Source organism: Holophagales bacterium (assembly GCA_016699405.1).
Taxonomy (GTDB): Bacteria; Acidobacteriota; Thermoanaerobaculia; order Multivoradales; family JAGPDF01; genus JAAYLR01.
This window is the reverse complement of sequence record CP064972.1, coordinates 3,792,376-3,809,895: the sequence shown is the minus strand read 5'-3', so window position 1 is coordinate 3,809,895 and position 17,520 is coordinate 3,792,376. Positions and strand designations below refer to the sequence as shown.

General features: G+C 65.0%; 15 protein-coding genes. 3 read left to right on the top strand and 12 right to left on the bottom strand.

What is annotated here, in order from left to right; translation table 11 throughout:
- Positions 1 to 61 precede the first annotated feature (61 nt).
- Both IPJ17_15850 and IPJ17_15845 read left to right on the top strand, forming a co-directional pair.
- Positions 62 to 319 (top strand): DUF4160 domain-containing protein, encoded by a 258-nt coding sequence (locus IPJ17_15850; protein QQR72948.1) that lies wholly within the window; start codon positions 62 to 64, stop codon positions 317 to 319.
- 6 nt (positions 320 to 325) lie between these two features.
- Entirely contained in the window at positions 326 to 610 is a 285-nt protein-coding gene (locus tag IPJ17_15845; protein ID QQR72947.1) for a DUF2442 domain-containing protein, read from the top strand.
- Here IPJ17_15845 and IPJ17_15840 read toward each other — a convergent pair.
- The 4 genes from IPJ17_15840 to IPJ17_15825 all read right to left on the bottom strand — a co-directional run bounded on the left by IPJ17_15840 (position 607) and on the right by IPJ17_15825 (position 3,596).
- Complete coding sequence (locus IPJ17_15840) at positions 607 to 1,506, bottom strand: hypothetical protein (GenBank protein QQR72946.1); 900 nt, start codon at positions 1,504 to 1,506, stop codon at positions 607 to 609. The genes IPJ17_15845 and IPJ17_15840 overlap by 4 nt on opposite strands.
- A 183-nt stretch (positions 1,507 to 1,689) precedes the next feature.
- Positions 1,690 to 1,923: a DUF86 domain-containing protein gene (locus tag IPJ17_15835; GenBank protein QQR76198.1), complete on the bottom strand. Its 234-nt coding sequence runs from the start codon at positions 1,921 to 1,923 to the stop codon at positions 1,690 to 1,692.
- Between the two features lie 94 nt (positions 1,924 to 2,017).
- On the bottom strand, positions 2,018 to 2,326 hold the full coding sequence (locus tag IPJ17_15830; protein ID QQR72945.1) for a nucleotidyltransferase domain-containing protein: 309 nt from the start codon (positions 2,324 to 2,326) through the stop codon (positions 2,018 to 2,020).
- Positions 2,327 to 2,615: 289 nt separating this feature from the next.
- Entirely contained in the window at positions 2,616 to 3,596 is a 981-nt protein-coding gene (locus tag IPJ17_15825) for an HNH endonuclease (GenBank protein QQR72944.1), read from the bottom strand.
- A 260-nt stretch (positions 3,597 to 3,856) separates the two neighbouring features.
- On the opposite strand from IPJ17_15825, the gene IPJ17_15820 reads away from it, so the two are divergent.
- A complete protein-coding gene (locus IPJ17_15820; GenBank protein QQR72943.1) occupies positions 3,857 to 5,671 on the top strand; it encodes a beta-propeller fold lactonase family protein in 1,815 nt (604 codons plus the stop codon).
- Positions 5,672 to 6,016: 345 nt separating this feature from the next.
- Here IPJ17_15820 and IPJ17_15815 read toward each other — a convergent pair whose 3' ends face one another.
- From IPJ17_15815 to IPJ17_15780, 8 genes are all read right to left on the bottom strand, one after another.
- Positions 6,017 to 7,057, bottom strand: a complete 1,041-nt coding sequence (locus tag IPJ17_15815) for a DUF91 domain-containing protein (protein QQR72942.1) — start codon at positions 7,055 to 7,057, stop codon at positions 6,017 to 6,019.
- A gap of 33 nt (positions 7,058 to 7,090) precedes the next feature.
- Positions 7,091 to 8,359: a hypothetical protein gene (locus IPJ17_15810; protein ID QQR72941.1), complete on the bottom strand. Its 1,269-nt coding sequence runs from the start codon at positions 8,357 to 8,359 to the stop codon at positions 7,091 to 7,093.
- A 14-nt stretch (positions 8,360 to 8,373) separates the two neighbouring features.
- On the bottom strand, positions 8,374 to 8,808 hold the full coding sequence (locus IPJ17_15805; GenBank protein ID QQR72940.1) for a hypothetical protein: 435 nt from the start codon (positions 8,806 to 8,808) through the stop codon (positions 8,374 to 8,376).
- A 65-nt stretch (positions 8,809 to 8,873) separates the two neighbouring features.
- Positions 8,874 to 10,169: a DUF262 domain-containing protein gene (locus IPJ17_15800; protein QQR72939.1), complete on the bottom strand. Its 1,296-nt coding sequence runs from the start codon at positions 10,167 to 10,169 to the stop codon at positions 8,874 to 8,876.
- Between the two features lie 194 nt (positions 10,170 to 10,363).
- A complete protein-coding gene (locus tag IPJ17_15795; protein QQR72938.1) occupies positions 10,364 to 13,495 on the bottom strand; it encodes a type I restriction endonuclease subunit R in 3,132 nt (1,043 codons plus the stop codon).
- 110 nt (positions 13,496 to 13,605) lie between these two features.
- On the bottom strand, positions 13,606 to 14,199 hold the full coding sequence (locus tag IPJ17_15790; GenBank protein ID QQR72937.1) for a hypothetical protein: 594 nt from the start codon (positions 14,197 to 14,199) through the stop codon (positions 13,606 to 13,608).
- A gap of 68 nt (positions 14,200 to 14,267) precedes the next feature.
- Entirely contained in the window at positions 14,268 to 16,292 is a 2,025-nt protein-coding gene (locus IPJ17_15785; GenBank protein QQR72936.1) for a DUF87 domain-containing protein, read from the bottom strand.
- Positions 16,289 to 17,518: a restriction endonuclease subunit S gene (locus IPJ17_15780; protein QQR72935.1), complete on the bottom strand. Its 1,230-nt coding sequence runs from the start codon at positions 17,516 to 17,518 to the stop codon at positions 16,289 to 16,291. Before IPJ17_15780 ends, IPJ17_15785 begins: the two co-directional genes overlap by 4 nt.
- Positions 17,519 to 17,520 lie beyond the last annotated feature (2 nt).

Genomic DNA, 17,520 nt, shown 5'->3' with positions numbered 1-17,520 from the left:
CTTGTCCATGCTCCGAAGGGAGCTGGCGAGCCCGATTCGGTGCCGGAGATACAATGAGCCTGTGCCGGAGCTCTGTCGATTCCTCGGGATCGTCATCGCGATGTTCTACCGCGAGCACGGCCCACCGCACTTTCACGCCACCTACGGCGACTACGAGGTCGTCGTGGGGATCGCCGACGGATCGGTCTCGGGTCGTTTCCCACGTCGTGCACTCGGGCTAGTGCTCGAGTGGGCCGAGCTGCACCGCACGGAGCTCGAGGCGAATTGGGAGCGGGCTCGTCTGCGCGAGCCGTTGGCGCCGATCGCACCGTTGGAGTAGACGCCGATGATCCCCCGACTTGTCGAGGTGTACCCGTTGGCTGGTCACTCGCTTCGGCTGAGATTCGCCGACGGTACCGAAGGTAGCGTAGCGCTCGTCGCCGAGCTGTGGGGGCCGGTGTTCGAACCGCTGCGCGATCCCGAGCGTTTCTCCGAGGTGCGTCTTCACCCGGAGCTGCACACGGCGGTCTGGCCGAATGGAGCCGACTTCGCGCCGGAATTCCTCTACGAGCTCGTCCGCTCCGCCGCCGGACCGACTCCGGTGGCGTCGGGTGAGCCGGCCCGCGGCTAGGTGCGCTTCCTCCGCTTCGTCGGCCCTGCCGGTGCGGTCCCCGCGAGCTTCTCGCGCTCCTCCTGTCCGGCGCGTTCGGCCAGCAGCGGCACGCCGAGGACGAGCAACTCGGAGCCGAGCTTGGCGGCGACGTAGCCGATCGTCCAGCCGACGACGCCGGCGGCGATCAGGTGGCTCATCCCCCAGAAGAGCAGGAGGGTGAGCAGCGGGAAGAGGGCGATTGGCCAGGTCGTCGTCGGCGACGTCTTGAAGCGCCGCTCGACCGCCTTGACGATCGCCGCGATACACCCGGCGCCGACCGCGAACGGCACGAAGAACGGGATGCCGCCGAAGATCAGCGTCAGCCAGCGCGCCAGCGCGGTGAACCCGGGGGTGCTGACGAAGATCCCGCCGCGGTGGCGCCAGAACTGGCGATCGGCGATCGCGTCGAGCAGCGCGCCGCCGACCGAGACGGCGAGTGGCCAGCGGATCGCGCTCGCGCCGAGGTAGGCCAACGGCGCCGCGGCGAGCGTGCTCCAGTCGGGCAGCTCGCGCAGGTAGAAGCCGAAGATCAGTCCGTAGACCGCGGCGATCCAGAAGAGCCCGAACGCGAGCACCCCGAGGCGCTGGGCGAGCGTCTGCTTCGGTCCCTCCTCGTCGGGGAGGGCATCCGGTGGCAGCCCGATCGTCTGCACCCAGGCGATCGCCGAGAAGGCCGCGGCCTCGAGCGCGACGAGCAGCACGAGCTCCCAGGGGCGCATCTCGCCGCGCAGAAGTGCCCGGCCGGTGAGCAGGTTCGCCGCGATCACCGACGTCGCCGGCCGCACCAGCTCCCATCGCGAGCCGAGGGGATACCTCGCCTGCAGCGATTCCCAGAACGCCAGCGAGCGGAGCTTCTTGCGCTCGTTGAGCCTCATCGCGACCTCCTCCGCGGGCCGGGAGCCGGATCCAGATCGGCCCCGGAGCTTATCTCGACGAAACGGGGAGAAAGGGGACACCGGGCTCGCCCCGGCGAGCGGTCGAGTCTTCGCGAACACGAGAAGCACGAACGGGAGTCGCCGTGGGCGAGCCGTGCGGAGCCCTTGCTGCGAGACCGGCCCCTACTCGGCCAAGAGGTCGGCGAGAACCTTGGCGAGCTGGGGGAGCTTGGCTTGGACGAGGTCCCAGACGAGTCGATCGTCGACGATCGCGTCACCGTGGGCGAGGACATTGCGGAACGCGACCAGGCGACCGAGCTCGGGGATGCGCGCTCCCGTCTCGGGGTCGAGTCGAGCGAGCTGGTTGCAGGCTTCGCCGACGATCTCGAGCTGCCGCTCGACGGCCGAGCGAATCAGATCATCCGAGAGTTAGTCGTCGAGGCTCTTGCCCGCGACGAACGAAGCCACTCGTGCAGCCGCCGTGCTGGCGTCCCAAAGGAACTTCTTGGCCTCAGGCTGCATCGAGCAAGCGGCGCGACGATTCGATCTCGCGCCGGAAGTAGGGATTGCGAACGGCAGCGCGGCTCACCAGGTCGACGGGGCGCGCGAAGAGCTTCTCGAGCGCCTCCTTGAGCCCGAAGTAGGCGTCGGCGTAACCCAGGCTGGGAGGCGGATCGAGGTCGACGAGCAGGTCGATGTCGCTCGTCGCCAGGTCGAAATCCCGCCGAGTGGCCGAGCCGAAGAGCTCGAGCCGGCGGGCGCCGTAGCGGCGGCAGAGCGCCGCGACCTCCGTCAGTTCTGCTTCGATGAGCTGGTGCATTCGCCTCTTCCCGTGAGCTCGATTGTGCCATCGGGCCGCTCGGCAGGCAGGACCGCGGATCCGGCCGGTCCGAGAAGCGGCGGGAGAAGGGATGATCTGCGGACCGCTGAGCGGAACGTGTCGTGCGGCCTCAGCCGCTCCAAGGCGAGCTCCGCGCCGACGGCAAGAGAGCTCGTCCGTGCCCCTTCCTCGGGAAAGGAGAGCGGCGCAACCAAGTCCCCTCGTCGTCCCGAGCGCGAGAGCGAGGGATCCGGGCGGCCGGGCGGCCGGTGAACCGACCGGCGACTCGTCACCCTCCCGTTCGCTGCGCCGCGAGCCACACCTGGTCGCGATGGAACTCGAGATACCGCCCCTGCCCGGTGCTGAACCCGCCCACGAACAGCTCGCGATCGACCGGCACGCCCATCCGTGCGAGCGACGGGCCGTGGGCCACCGGCGACACGAGCAGCCGCCCGTCCTCGCGGAAAGAGATGAACCCCCGATCGAACAGATGGTCGATCGACGGCGTCAGCAGCAGCCCGTTCTCCCCGTCGAGCCGCTCGGCGTTGTCGCTGTCGCGCCACGGCTTGCAGTGGCTGGCGCGCAGGTGCTCGAGGCGATCGACGCCGGTGACGCGGCAGCGCTGTTCGAGGAGCTGCACCCGCTGGCGGAAGAGGCCCTGGCCGCGGCGGGCGAGCACGAGCGCTTCGCGCTCGGTGTCGGGAAGCGAGGCGTCGTCCTCGATGCGCCGGCGAAGGTGCTCCTCCCACAGGGCAAGCTCGGGATGCGCGGTGTCGGCGGCGACCTCGGCGACGGTCTCGGTCCGCGCGATCGCCTCGACCTCACTCCCCACGAGGTGGGCGAGCTGCAGGGCCAGAGGCTTGGATAGCTCGGCGAGGTAGACGGCCTGCACGCCGCGCCCGTCGGGCAGCAGGGGAGAGTACTTGGCTGGGAGCAGCGGACGCAGGAACTCCATCCACTCGACGGGCCGCACGACCGTGTGCACCGGGTGCCACTCGACATCGACCCGCCAGCCGACGCTCTCCCAGTTGCGCCCCGCCGAGCCGAACTCCGCGGGCTTCGGATTCTCGTAGGCGTGCGACCGCACCAACCCGAAGGCCCGGATGCGCGTGTCGGCGAACGAGAACACCAGATCCCCCGGCGCCACCTCGCGCATCGACTCGTAGAAGGCGTTGCGATGCCCGTCCGCCTTGCGCTTGGGCGACCAGAGATAACCGCCGCCGAACTCCTGGCGGAAGGTCTGGTTCTGGTTGACCCACCAGTAGCGCATGGCGAGGCTGCGTCGGAAGACTACGCGAATCGCTCCGAGGCGAGAAGCGGGGAGGCATCAGCGCGCGCTCTTAGGACAGCGTCGGGCTCTCGCCAAGGGATTGGGCGCACACCGACAAGGTCGTTACACGAGCCGCGAAACAGGTTCGCCGATTCGAGGAGAAACCCGCCTGAAAGCAGGTGCAAGGCCTGGCATGTGCCTTGCCATCTTCCGCAACGCAGTCCGGACTCCAACTACCACCGGGCTGACCGGAGGAATCTGTGCGGCGATCGATTCTCGCAGTGGTGCTCACCGTAGTCGGGCTCGCCCTTTCGATTTCTGGCGGCTGGGCAGCGGACCTCCAGTTCGTGGAGCTTCATAGAAAGGGGGTCGACGGTGTCGTCGGATTGGGCGGAGCGTTCTCGGTTGCCGTCAGTCCCGACGGCCGGCACGTCTACGTCACCGACCACGACTACCCGCTCTTCACTGGGATCGTCTCGATCTTTCAACGAGACGCCGCTACTGGAAGACTGACGTTCGCAGGTGTTGCCGACGACACCGTCGCGAGCGTCGACGTGCTGATGGGTGCCATCGACGTTTCGGTGAGTCCGGACGGTCGCAACGTCTACGTCTCCGGCGCTGGCTATGGTCCCTGGAGCTACAACGATCGAATCGTGGTCTTCAGGAGGGATGCGCTCTCCGGAGCCCTGACCGTGGTCGAGGTGGAAACGGGTGGCATCGGCAGTCCCTCGGTGGCGAACGTGCGCGGTCCTTTCGTCAGTCCGGACGGCCTCTCGGTCTACGCGCCAACCAGCAACGCCGACAGCATCGTGGTCTGGGACAGGGACCCTGCAACTGGCGAGCTGAACTACCGGCAGACCCTGCGCGACGGGGTTGGGGGCGTCGACGGCCTGTTCGGCGGGACCGCGATCGCGGTGAGCTCGGACGGGAAGAACGTCTACGGCGTCGGGATCCTCGACAACTCGATCTCCGCCTTCGCCAGGAACGAATCAACAGGCGAGCTGTCGTTCGTGGCTTCCTACCGGGATGGTGTCGGAGGAGTCGATGGGCTGTACGGAGTGTACAAGCTCGCCATCAGCCCGGACGGCCGGAACGTCTATGGAGCGGGAACGGAGGACAATGCGCTGGCGGTCTTCGCTCGCAATCCGGCGACAGGTGAGCTGACTTACCTCGAGGCGCAGCGAGACGGGATGGGTGGCGCTTACGGAATGGTCCGGACGAATGCGGTGGCGGTGAGCCCGGACGGTCGCTGGGTCTACACCAAAGGTCACGGCTCGCTGGTCGTCTTCGCTCGCAATTCCGCGGACGGTCGCCTCGCCTTCAGCCAGGCGTTCCTGGATGGCGTCAACGGCATCGATGGTCTGGCGGGAGGGTCCGACGTGACCACCAGTCCGGACAGCAGGAACGTCTATGTCGCGGGCCACGACGACAACGCGCTTGCGGTCTTCTCGCGGCTCAACGGCGAGCCCACTGCCGATGCCGGTGACGACCGAACGGTGGCGGCAGGCGCGGATTGCCGTGGCCAGGTGACTCTCGACGGCTCCCGGTCATCCGATCCTGACGGGGACTCGCTGGCCTTCGCCTGGCAGAGCGACACCGGCTTCACCTCGAGCAGCACCTCGCCGCAGTTCTCTCTGCCGCTCGGCGTTCACCAGTTCCTGCTGACCGTCAACGACGGACAGGGCGGTGTCGACTCCGACACCGCAGTGGCCCGCGTCCTCGATCAGACGCCCCCGGTGATGGGCACCGTCTCCCCGAGCCCGGCGCAGCTCTGGCCGCCGAATCACAAGATGGTCCTCGTGAAGGTCACCGCCGCCGTGGTGGACGGCTGTGACCCGCGCCCGGCCTGTGCCATCGCGGATGTCTCCTCGAACCAGGGGACGGGTTCGACGGGAGGCGGCAGCACGAACCCGGACTGGCAGATCGCCAGCGCCACGACGGTCTGGCTCCGGGCCGAACGCGATGGAAGTGCCGGTGACCGGATCTACACCCTCGGGATCGTCTGTGGCGATTCGTCGGGAAACCGCGCCAGAACGACGACCACGGTGCGAATTCCTCACGATCAGGGGCACTGAGCTTCCGGGTGCCCGCGTAGATACTCGGAAAGACCCTGGGTAGACGGGGAGAATCCAGGGCTCAAGGAAGAGAGTGCACCACCTGCGAGGGTGGCGATTCCGCTGCGCTCGCAGGTGGGTTTCCACGAGGAAGGGCTTGCCGGCCTCCGGCGGACGGATGAGGCCGACGATCAGGATCTCGGTCGAGTCCTGGGTGATGGAAGGGTGGCGGGCAGGGGCGGCTCGAGATGAGGCGCCGGGATGGGCGAGAAGCTGCGAGTCAACTTCGCTGCTGCCTCTGGTCTAGTCATGGGCCATGAAACCGAGAGCGGTGGCAGCTCAAGTTGCTCGGGGCGAGCCCTGGCTCTAGCCGTTGCCCGGCTCCTCGAGCGCTGCACACCCATCAAGAAAAGCGAGGAACCGACGGGCAGACTCGGAATCGAAATGGCCGGCGAGTCCCGACCAGTCGGGGTCCGTCCCGACGTATTGCCAGTTCCTCGCCGCTGCCGGAAGCTGGGCCTTGATCTCCTCCGATGGCATGCCGAGCACGGCTGAGAGGCGGTTCGTGTAGGCGTGGAACGACACGCCGGACTCGGCGCTGCTCTCCTCCGGAATCAAAGTCAGAACCGTGTTCCGGCTGCTGCCGATCCTGGCGGTGAAGGCGAGAGAGGTCTTGGTCGTCTGTCGCCTGAAGTGACGGTGGAAGCCGCTCGCGAGCAGGTCATACAAAGGGCGGACGCCCATCTCGGTCGCGACCTCAGCCAACTGTTCCGGGCTGAGGTTGGGCGCCCGCTTGGACTTCGGCCCACCTCCCGAGACGACCTCGGACGGCTCGAGGAGGAAGGTCCGCGCAAGAAACTCCCCGCCCTTCTCGGGCGATCCAAGGAATCGAAAGCTCGCGGCGTTGATCGGCACGTCGAACTTCTCCGAAAGGTACCGCACGATCCTTTCCGAACTGTCATCGATGCGCGAGCCGAGAACGACCATCGAGTGGTTTTCGTTGAGGATTTCCGGGATGTCGGAGTTGAAGCGCGCCTGGAATGCTGCAGCGAAGCTCGTCCCAGAGGCCGCGAGGTAGCCCTCCGCGATCCTCGTGACGTCCTCGTGGGACAGCTCTGCGACCCACGACGCATAGTCGAGTGCCTGAGCGGTGATCTCGCGCGGTGTCTTGTCCCGCTTCATCTCGACAATCGTCAGATTGCCGCTCTCGTCGATGCAGAGTAGGTCGATGAAGCCGCCATGGTCGGTTTGCACCTGGCGGCCGATGACCATCAGGTTGGGCGAGAGGATGCCGATGTCGCGCTCCAGCCAGGCCTCGAGGCGCTCCTCCCGGTCGAGGCGGCCGGAGGGAATCTCCTCGAGACGGTCGCCTTGGGTGACTCTCCAGATTCGGGTGTCGGTGGGCATGGGGGCGGTCTCCTTGGCGAGTGACCTCGCGAATCAGCGGATTCTGCAGCGGGCAGGTGGAATAACTCGTACTCGACCGCTTTCCTTGTCCTGGAACTCGATCGACTCGGTGCGCGAAATACCGTTCTGAGCAATCTGCTCGAGGTCCTCGAAGAAGAGCTCCTGTCTCGTTCCCTTGTGATCGACGAAGTGGGCGCCAAGAGCGTAGCCGAAGCCGTAGCTGTTAAAGAGTGCGATGGCGCGGCTAGCTTCTCGCGTGGTGCGGGCCCGGAGAATGGAGTAGTAGAGCATCATCTTGGCGGCCTCGCGGCCGGCCTCTTCTGGGGGCAGGTCCTCCCAGCCTCGCGGCCGATCCTCCCCGTAGGCCAACTGGCCGAGCTGCCCCAGGTACCAGAAGGTCATCTCATAGGCCACCGAAGCCAGCGCTTCCTGCGACCAGCGGAGGGTAACGAGCCAGCGTCCCTCTTCGAGCATCTCGATGCGGTCCAGTTCTTGGGGAGGAATGACCGGAACCTGGGCGAGGAAGATCCGGTCACCATCCCGGTCGAAGCAGATCTCGCGAGAGAGGGCCCAGTCGCTGGGGACGACCATGATCTCGATCGGCGGCGAACCCTTCGGGTCAGGTCGAACTCGCTCCATCGAGATCTCGTGGCCCTGGACGAGGAGGCCTCGACTTGGGCGCTTCAGGTGTTGAGCCACCTGAAACCGTAGCTTCTCGGGGGTGGTGATGTAGGACTTCACCTCGACGACGCCGCGGACGAAGGCCTCCGCTAAAGTGCCCTCGCCCTGGACATCGAGAAGGTGCAGGTCGGCGGCCTTTCCCCAGGAACCGATTCGCGGCTTGCGTGCGAGGACGGTATCCCCGCAGAAGACGCGCGGGCTGTTCGAACCGAAGACGCGCTCGACGATGGCGCAGACCGGTCCCACGGCGAGCAGCTCGGCGAGCGCTCCCTGGAAGCTGTTGATCGCCGAGGAGTGAATGAACCGGATCGCTGCCGCAACGGACTCGTCGGACAGAAAGTCGGCCATCCTCTCTTGGGGAATCTCCCCCGCATCGAAGTAAGGACCCTTGGCCAGGAACTGCGGCATCAGTCCGTCGGCGTCCTTGGCGTGGATCGCGCGGATCGCCCTTGCCACGGCGGATCTAAATAGGTCGTCCGGGCCGCCCGGGTCCTCGAAGACTGCTCCTCGCCCTAGGCCGGCCAGGAGAGACTTCTCGATATCGCAGGCGAGCGCCTCCTCGACGAAGCCCAAAGTGACGTCGGCGACAGACTCTCGGATCTCGGGATCGATCTCTTGCATGCAGGTGCCTCGCCTCACTCGTCGTACCAGACGATCTGTAGTGCGTTCTCCTCGAAGTACCTCTCGATTTCGCTGCGCATTGCCAGGTCTCGAGGCGGAGAGGCGTAGATGACGCCGGCACAGACCCAGAGCTCGTCGCGGTCGATGTAGGTATCGGCGTACTTCATGACCTGGCGTCGATGGGAGGCGAGCAGCTTGCGGCGGTTAGCAGGCTTGATCCGGTCCCATGCCGTAGCCTTGATCTCCACCACCGTCACGAAATCGCCTGACGGGTCGACGAAGACGTCGATGCGGCCGCGCCGGAAATGTCGAGCGCCGGCCGGGAGGTGGCGAACTTCCACCGGGTGCTCGAGCCGCACCGTGCCTCCCGAAGCGTTGGCCAGCCAGTCCGCCTGAACCCGCTGGTGGAAGGCCTTGCCACGACGGAGAAGTACCGGCTCGGGTGTCATCGCCTTGGCCGTCGCGGGGTAGCTGAAGGGGACACCAGTACCTGTCGTGAAGGGCGAAGTCCCGGCTATCGGGCACCCTTCTTGCTGTTGCATGCGCGGCAAAGCAGTTGGGCATTCGTCAGAGCGGTCTTGCCCCCTCGAGCCCATGCCTTCACATGATCGACCGTGAAATCACTCCAGGTGAGCGACCGGCGACACTTCGTACAAGCCCTCTTCTCCTCGCGATTCCAGATTAGCCGTCGCTGCTCTTGGGAAAAGCCGCGCCGGTCGTCCTTGAACTCGAAGACGGAAGAGAGAAGGCCCCGTAGAATCTCTGCCCGGCGCTGGCGGTTGGCGGCACTATCCGTGTCGCCTTGCACGGTAAGAAGATAGCGAGCGTAGAACTGTTGGTCTTGTCTTGCTGGCTTTGCTCGCCGAAGTCGGTCCCTCAGCTCGTCGACTCCATTGGAGAGTCGAAGGAGAAGTTGACCAGCGATCGCTCCCCGCCGGCGGTCGGTCAAGGCGAGCTTCTTCCCTCGTAGCTCCCAGAGGAGCATGAAGAGGGAGTAGAAGTCTGCCGTATTCCTGAATCGGGTTCTTCGAATGTCCGGGAGCAACCTCTTGATGATGGTCAAGGTGGCGGTGTACTCCTTGACTACGCGAGCAAGGGTATTGCCGTTGACACTCTCGTTGCCGATGGCGCGATCGAGTGCGGTCTTCTTGTTGATTGGTCCGCCCTGATGAATCGACATGAGAAGCTCGGAAACAAGCTCGGTGCCCTTCATCCGGTCTAGCTGGGAGCGAGACAGAATGCCATTGTCCAGGTAGAACCTCTGATTCCGTGAAACGAGGTGCTCGGCCTCCTTGAGGAACCGGCTCGTGAAGAAGCGAGCATGACGCTTCTCTCCTGGCGTCAGCGGCTTCCCAGTCGAGTTGATGCGTACGAAGAGGTCGATGATGGCGCTAAGGTCGCCCTCGACCTCGACAGTCTGAATCTTGTACGACTCGATACGGTGCCGGTCATGCGGGAGCCGTCGCTTGATCGTCCCCCAGTCGAGCCAGTCATAGTCGTTCGATAGTTCGAGACGCGCCTCGAAGGCCTGATCCTTGAATCTCCCTTGCCGGAGAAACATGAAGAGCGACTCGAGCCGCTGCTTGCCGTCGATCACGTCGTAGACGAGCCGCCCGCGAAGGTTGCGCTTGTAGAGGAAGATGCACGGCACTGGGTAGGAGCGTGCGATTGAATGGATAAGCCGCCTCCTGTCGCTCAGACTCCAGACCGACTTGCGCTGAAAGCCAGGCGCGAGGTTGATCTGCCCACTGCGGAACATGAGGCAGAGCTCGTTGATCGTGCGCTCTCCAAAGTCGCTCCTCAGCTCCATTGCTTCAACCTCCTATGCGGAGAGGGCATTGCCGGGTCGACCTGCAAACGGCAGTTGATCGCTGGAAATCCCCATCGAGCATCTGCCTGGCGCAGGCCAGCTCCTTCCTTTTCCTCCAAGACCGCCGCACCAAGCTAGGCGTCGCGATTCGTCAGCGCGGCGAGATGCGTGCTCGTTAGACGACTGAGATGTACTCACCCTGCCCACCCCTCACTCAACACCTCCGCCTGCTCCAGCACTGTCGCGGTGGCTTTCTCCTGCTTGTCGGGCGGGTAGCCGTACTTGCGGAGGATGCGTTTGACGAGGACGCGGAGTTGGGCGCGGACGTTCTCGCGGAGGGTCCAGTCGATGGTGACGTTCTTCTTGACGGTGGCGACGAGCTCGCGGGCGATGGTGCGGAGGATGTCGTCGCCGAGGATCTTGACGGCGCTGTCGTTGGCTTCGAGGGCGTCGTAGAAGGCGAGCTCGTCGTCGGTGAGGCCGAGGTCGACGCCCTTGGCGGCGGCGCGGCGCATCTCCTTGGCGAGGGCGATCAGCTCCTCGATCACCTGGGCGGTCTCGATGGCGCGGTTCTGGTAGCGCTTGAGCGCCTGGTCGAGCAGCTCGGCGAAGGAGCGGGCCTGGACGACGTTCGTCCGTCCGCGGGCCTTGATCTCGCCGGCGAGCAGCTTGCGGAGGAGCTCGACGGCGAGGTTCTTCCGCTGCATGCCCTTCACTTCGGCGAGGAACTCGTCGGAAAGGATCGAGATGTCGGGCTTCTTCAACCCCGCGGCGGCGAAGAGGTCGACGACCCCCTCGGGGGCGATCGCCTGCGAGACGATCTGGCGCACGGCGCGGTCGAGATCGAGCGGACGCGGCTCGTCGTCGCCCGGCTCGCCCTTGAGCAGAGCGGCGCGGATCGCCTGGAAGAAGGCCACGTCGTCGCGCAGCGCGAGCGCCGCCTCGTGCGGCACCGCGAGAGCGAAGGCGCTCGACAGGTCGCGCACCGCCTGGACGAAGCGGCTCTTGCCGTCCTCCTGCGAGAGCACCTGCTCCTGCGCCGCCGGGATGAGGGCGAGCTTCTCCTCGGCCTTGCCGCGCTTCCAGAGCGACCAGTCGAAGGGGTGGAGAAGCCCGGCGCAGATCTCGTGGAACTTGCGCAGCGCCGCGACCGCGTCCTCCTGCGAGATGGTGATCTCGCCCTTGCCCTGGCTCTCGGTGTAGGCGGCGAGCGCTTGGCGCAGCTCGTCGGCGAGGCCGAGGTAGTCGACCACCAGACCGCCGGGCTTGTCGCGGAAGACGCGGTTGACCCGCGCGATCGCCTGCATCAGCCCGTGGCCGTGCATCGGCTTGTCGAGGTACATGGTGTGCAGGCTGGGCGCGTCGAAGCCGGTGAGCCACATGTCGCGCACGATCACCAGACGGAACGGGTCCTTGGCGTTGCGGAAGCGCTTGGCGAGCTCCTCGCGGCGAGCCTTGTTGCGGATGTGGTCTTGCCAGTCGAGCGGGTCGGAGGCCGAGCCGGTCATCACCACCTTCATCGAGCCGGCGTCGTCCTCGCGCGAGTGCCAGGCCGGGCGCAGGCGCGCGATCTCCTGGTAGAGCTCGACGCAGATCCGCCGGCTCATGCAGACGACCATCGCCTTGCCGTCCATCGCCGCGAGGCGCTCCTCGAAGTGGGCGACGAGATCCTGGGCGATCAGCCGCACGCGCTTCTCGGTGCCGACGATCGCCTCGAGCTGCGCCCACTTGCTCTTCAGGCGCTCCTTCTCCGAGATCTCCTCGCCCTCGGTGACCTCCTCGAACGCCGGGTCGATCTTCGGCCGCTCGCGCTCGTCGAGGCCGAGCTTGGCGAGCCGGCTCTCGTAGTAGATCGGCACCGTGGCACCGTCTTCGACGGCGCGCTGGATGTCGTAGACGCTGATGTAGTCGCCGAAGACCGCCCGCGTGTTGGCGTCGCTCTTCTCGATCGGCGTGCCGGTGAAGCCGATGAAGGAGGCGTTCGGCAGGGCGTCGCGCAGGTGGCGCGCGTAGCCGTCGATGAAGTCGTACTGGCTGCGGTGCGCCTCGTCGGCGAGGACGACGATGTTGCGGCGGTCGGAGAGGAGCGGATGGGCGTCGCCCTCTCGTTCCGGGAAGAACTTCTGGAGTGTGGAGAAGACGACCCCGCCGCCAGCGACGCGCAGCTTCTCGCGCAGGTCGCTGCGGCTCTGCGCCTGGACGGGTGGCTGGCGCAGCAGCTCGCGGCAGCGGGCGAAGGTGCCGAAGAGCTGGTCGTCGAGATCGTTGCGGTCGGTCATCACGACGATCGTCGGGTTGGCCATCCGCGGGTCGAGGATCAATCGCCCGGCGTAGAAGGCCATGGTCAGGCTCTTGCCCGACCCCTGGGTGTGCCAGACGACGCCGATCCGCCGGTCGCCAGCCTCGCCGCCGCTCTTGCGGCCCGACTCGTAGATCCCCTCTTCGACGATCTCGCCGCTCCCCAGCGCTGCCGCGCGCATCGTTTCGGCGACGGCGACGTTGACGGCGTGGAACTGGTGGTAGCCCGCCATCTTCTTGGCGAGCTTGCCGCCGTCGCCCTCCTCGAAGACGACGAAGTGGCGGAGGAGGTCGAGGAAGCGGCGCTTGTCGAAGACGCCCTTCATCAGCACTTCGAGCTCTGGCATCGACTTCGGCGCGAGCCCGCGGCCGTCGATCGTCCGCCACGGCATGAACCGCTCGCGATCGGCCGTGAGGGTGCCGAGGCGCGCCGTGGTCCCGTCGGAGGCGACGAGGGCGACGTTGTAGACGAAGAGCGACGGGATCTGCTTCTTGTAGGTCTGGAGCTGCCGGAACGCCTTCCACACGTCTGCCTTCTCGTCGGCGGCGTTCTTGAGCTCGATGACGACGAGCGGCATGCCGTTGACGAACAGCACCACGTCCGGCCGGCGGTTGTGGTTGCCTTCGACGACGGTGAGCTGGTTGACCGCGAGCCAGTCGTTGTTCTCGGGCTTCTCGAAGTCGATGACCCGCGCCTGGGCGCCGGCGATCGAGCCGTCCATGCGGGCGTACTCGACGTTGACGCCGTCGACCAGCATCCGGTGGACGGCGCGGTTGCGGCCGACGAGGTTGGCGCCCTCGGCCAGCAGGAGCTTGCGGAAGGCCTCCCGGCTGGCTTCGGCGGAGAGGTCCGGATTGAGCCGCGCGAGCGCCTGCTTGAGCCGCTCCTCGAGCACCACCTGCCCGAAGTCGCGCCGCTCGGCGTAGAGCTCGCCCGGGGCGATCGTCGGGCCGGGCTGGTAGTCGAATCCGATGCCGGTGGCCCAGGCGAGGGTGGCTTCTTCGACGGTGGATTCGGTGAAGTGCATCACCCAGCCGCCCGACTGGCCTTGGGGAAGGCCTTAAATGGCCAAGTAACTGTAAGGAAAGGGCTTGTCAGTGCTGATGGCGCTTGCATGCCGGCATCTCTTAAATGAACCTAGGCCCAGAACGGCAGGTACCGAGCAAACCTCCGAGAGGCGCCGACCTTCTCATCCGGTTTGACGAGACCCGCCTCGATCGTGGCCGCGATCACCTGCGACGCGATCGCGGCCTTACCCTCGGGCAGGTGAAACCGCTCCCGTAGGGACTGGTTGGTCATTCGCTCCGACATGACCCACCGCAAGGCGCAGTGCTGATAGCAGGCCCGAATGCGGTCGTCCCGGTCCATTTGCTCGAACGGTCTCGGGCCGAAGATGGTGACGACCGTCCGGCGGTGACCGCTTCTGAGGTCCGGAGCCGGAAGTTGAATGATCTCTTCCGCCTCGACCAAGCGGTCGATCCCGCTTCCTTTCTCTCGCCATGTGACGCCGCCGGCTTTCACCCGCCAATGTGCGCGGCGGCGCTCGAGCAGCGAAGCCGCTTCCGCCCGAAGCGGTTTGCGGCGGGCCTCACGTGTGGGCTCGTGAGGGAACTCCGGCGCAAGTCGCTCGAACGATTGCCGCAGCTGCCCATCAAGCGCGAGGTCCAGGAAGCCAGGGCTATTCCGGTCGGCCGCCGGCATCCCGGAAGTGAGAGCCGGTTCGAGATTCAAGCCGCGCGCCAGCACTCCCCCCCACCTGAGGGCTGCGGTTGCTGCCACTGGTTCAGCGGACCTCGAACTCACAGCTTCTTCTCGCCACCTGGCTCAGTGGGTATGGCTGCTGCCGTAGCCGCTGACTTGCTAGCCGTCTCATTGCCGCTCGAGGCTGCCCAGCGGTCACTAAGGTCTTGCACGACGAAGAGCAGTGGGCGCGATGACGATGACGCCTTGCCTACAAGGATCGCGTGACGCGGCGGAAGGGTTGAGATCGCCTGCGAGTACTCCTCGCCCATGTAGTTCCGCAAGAAGTCCAAGCCCGTCTGGTCAAACGACTGCAGAGCGAAGATCGTGTTGCATTGATTGAGGATTGTCTTCGTCACGTTCGCAGTTCGTTGTGTCACGACGACCACACCCATTCCGAATTTTCGGCCCTGCAGGATGTACCGAGCTGTTCGATTGACTTGCTGCTCGTCTCCCTTCTGTGCCACTTGGTTCCACTCGGGGATCAGAGAGTGCGCCTCCTCCAAAACGATGCACAGCCTTGCCGGGAGGTTCTTCCCTCGTTCAAGTTTCGCCTTCGAGACCTCGTCAAACGCGGCCTTGGCAAAATCCGCAGCGACCTTCGGGTAACCGTCCGCGTCGACAGCAAACTGGTGGATGCCGATGAGCGACTTGCTGCCAAACCAGGCGGCGACTTCGTCCGCCTTCTTGAGTGCTGTCGGCTCATGTCCCGTGAGATACAAATCGTGCTGCCGACTAATGTCGAGGATCAGAACATGGATTCCCTGAGCGACCATCGCCTCGATCAGGTGAAACGCGAGGTAGGACTTGCCGCTACCGGTGACCCCAATCAGCGCTGTGTTGTGGGTCACCACGTCATCAACAGCTACATGGACGGGAAAGGTCGAGTTGGGAACTCTCCCCACAACTTCGCGCCCCTGCGGAGGCCTGTGCTCGACGTTCAACGACGCTCCGATCTTTCGCACGATGTGTCCGGCGCCGGGGACCCACGGGACAGTTTCGAACTGACACTTCGTCCTGTCCCAAACACCGAGCTGCCCAGCCAAGACCTTCACGGAGTAAATTGCATTAGCTTCAGGGGCCGCTTCCTTGAGCACGGTCGCCGAGATCACCTGATAAAGAACGTCTGTTGTCGAACCGCTGATGGTGGCCACCACTTCCCCTGCCTGGAGCTTGATGTCAGGGTGAACCAGGAAAACCACATGGCCGATCGTCGTCCCCGCATCCACGATGCTCAGCGGGCACTCATCGCCATCGACACGATTGCCCGTTAGTTTCACAGCTGGTCGCCTGGGGCCGGCATCAACCACCCTTTGCCACGCCGGGAGGAAGCTTGTGAGGCCGACTCTTCCGAGCCGAACTCCGGAGACGATCCGGTCGTCGAAGATCACGCCCAAAGCCGCGGGTTCTCCTTCGTTCGCAACGAGTTCCACCTCCAGCCCAAGAGCCTCGACTGGGAACTCTGCCGGTAGGCGAATCGCGGCAACGCGAGGGCTCACGAGCCCCTCGAGGGAGCCCTCTATGGCGGTCGGGCCCTTGCCTCCTCCTTCCAGCGCCGTGTCCAAGATCCTAGCCAGCGCCGGTTGATTGAGAATCATGAACACAGCCCAATAGAAGAAGAGGGCGCTCGACTCTAGGCCGGCGCTTCCGAACTGAAGCACACATCCCCATAGGAAGAATGCCGAGAACAGCGCCTCGGGTCGGCCGACCTCGCGGTTCACCCTCGACAGCAACTGGATTCCAGGCCCCTCATTCCCAAGGTCGCGAGATCTCAGCCAAATGAGCGCGTAACTGGAGACCGCAAGGTAGCTTGTCCAAGCAAGGAAGGCCCACCAGATCCCGCTGCGGCTGCCGCCGGGGACAAGCAGCAGTGCCACCCAACCCGTCACAGCATTCACGAAGACGTTGGCATCCTTCGAGAAGTGCGGCTGGTCGATGAGTGATAGGAGGAGCAGGAGGAAGAGACCCGATGTGAACCAGAATTGACTCAGCGCAAAGGAGAAGCTACCTGTGACGAGCCGTCCAACGACCAGGAGGATCACCAGCGAGATCAGGAAAAGGAACAGTCGCGTCCGCCGCTTCATCCTCGGCCCCCAAGTGTGGACATCCGGTCAATCATCAGGTCGCCGCTGATCAGCCCTGGCAAGAGCGCGTCGCGAAGTGCTCCAAGAACCTGAGCCTCAGCTACACACTCGCGAGATCGGTCAAGGAGGCTTCCAGCAATGCGACTGAACTCCTCAAGCACTCTCGGGCTGGGCAAGATCTGCTTGCTCTGGTAGATGAGATTCCGGTTTACTCCTGGAACAGCGGAATCGGCTCCGAGCGCGCTCAGGCCCTGGTCCTGCAAAGCAAAGAAGAGGAACTCAAGGCTCCGGCAATCGAGCTTCGGAATCACGAAGAACGTCGTGTCAATGGGAAAGAAGTCGGTCGGAACCCAAGTTACAACTCCTGGGTTGCCCTTCCTACCGACAACGATTCCTGGACCAGACACCAGACGCTGGTCGTGCCAGCCGACCTGGCCATTGGAGCCGTAGACCGGTACCGTCCCGATCTTGCGGTCTTCGGCTCGCAGCGCCTTCCCATAGGCCAATTCCAGAAGATCGCCGATCTCCTGCACGAGCCAGCCGGCTGGAATCTCACCGACATCGGATTCAGCGAGCTCCGCGGGAAACACCGCACCGAGACTTACTCCGAGCCCGGTGTTGTAGCCGGCCGCCTTCGCCCGCACCGGCTCGAAGTCCACGAACCACGACTTGAAGAGCGCCTGCGCCATCGCCTCCAGCGTCTCGCTCATCCGCCGGTTCAGGTCGATCTTGTCGTCCAGCGCTTTCAGCACTGCCCCGATCCGCTCTTGCACGGGTGTGCTCGGAAGGCGGATGGTCAGCCTTGAGAGCATCTCGCTGTTGAGGCTTGCTCGGGTCGACAGCGACGACATGGCGTAGACCTGCGACCGAAACTCCGGGCCTCTGAAGTAGTAACCCGCATACTCTGGCGCCACACGGGCATCGGGCCTCGGCCTGAGACGCTTTGTGAATCCGTTGAAGGTGGCATCCGGAATGTCCCGCAGTGCGACACAGCTCATTCCGAGCTCATCCACGGTTTCGCTTGTCCGGGTCAGAAATACATCACCGCGCTTGACGGAAAGCGCCCGTCGCTCCTGCTCCGTAGACCTGACCCTTTCCTTGAGCTCACGTGGGACGAAGTAGTTGTCGAAGACATCCTTGAACGACAAGAACGGAAAACCAGTGCCAAACTCGGTGCGGGGCTTGGAGAGCCCGGAACTGAACTCATAGAGGCAATCCAGCGTCACCT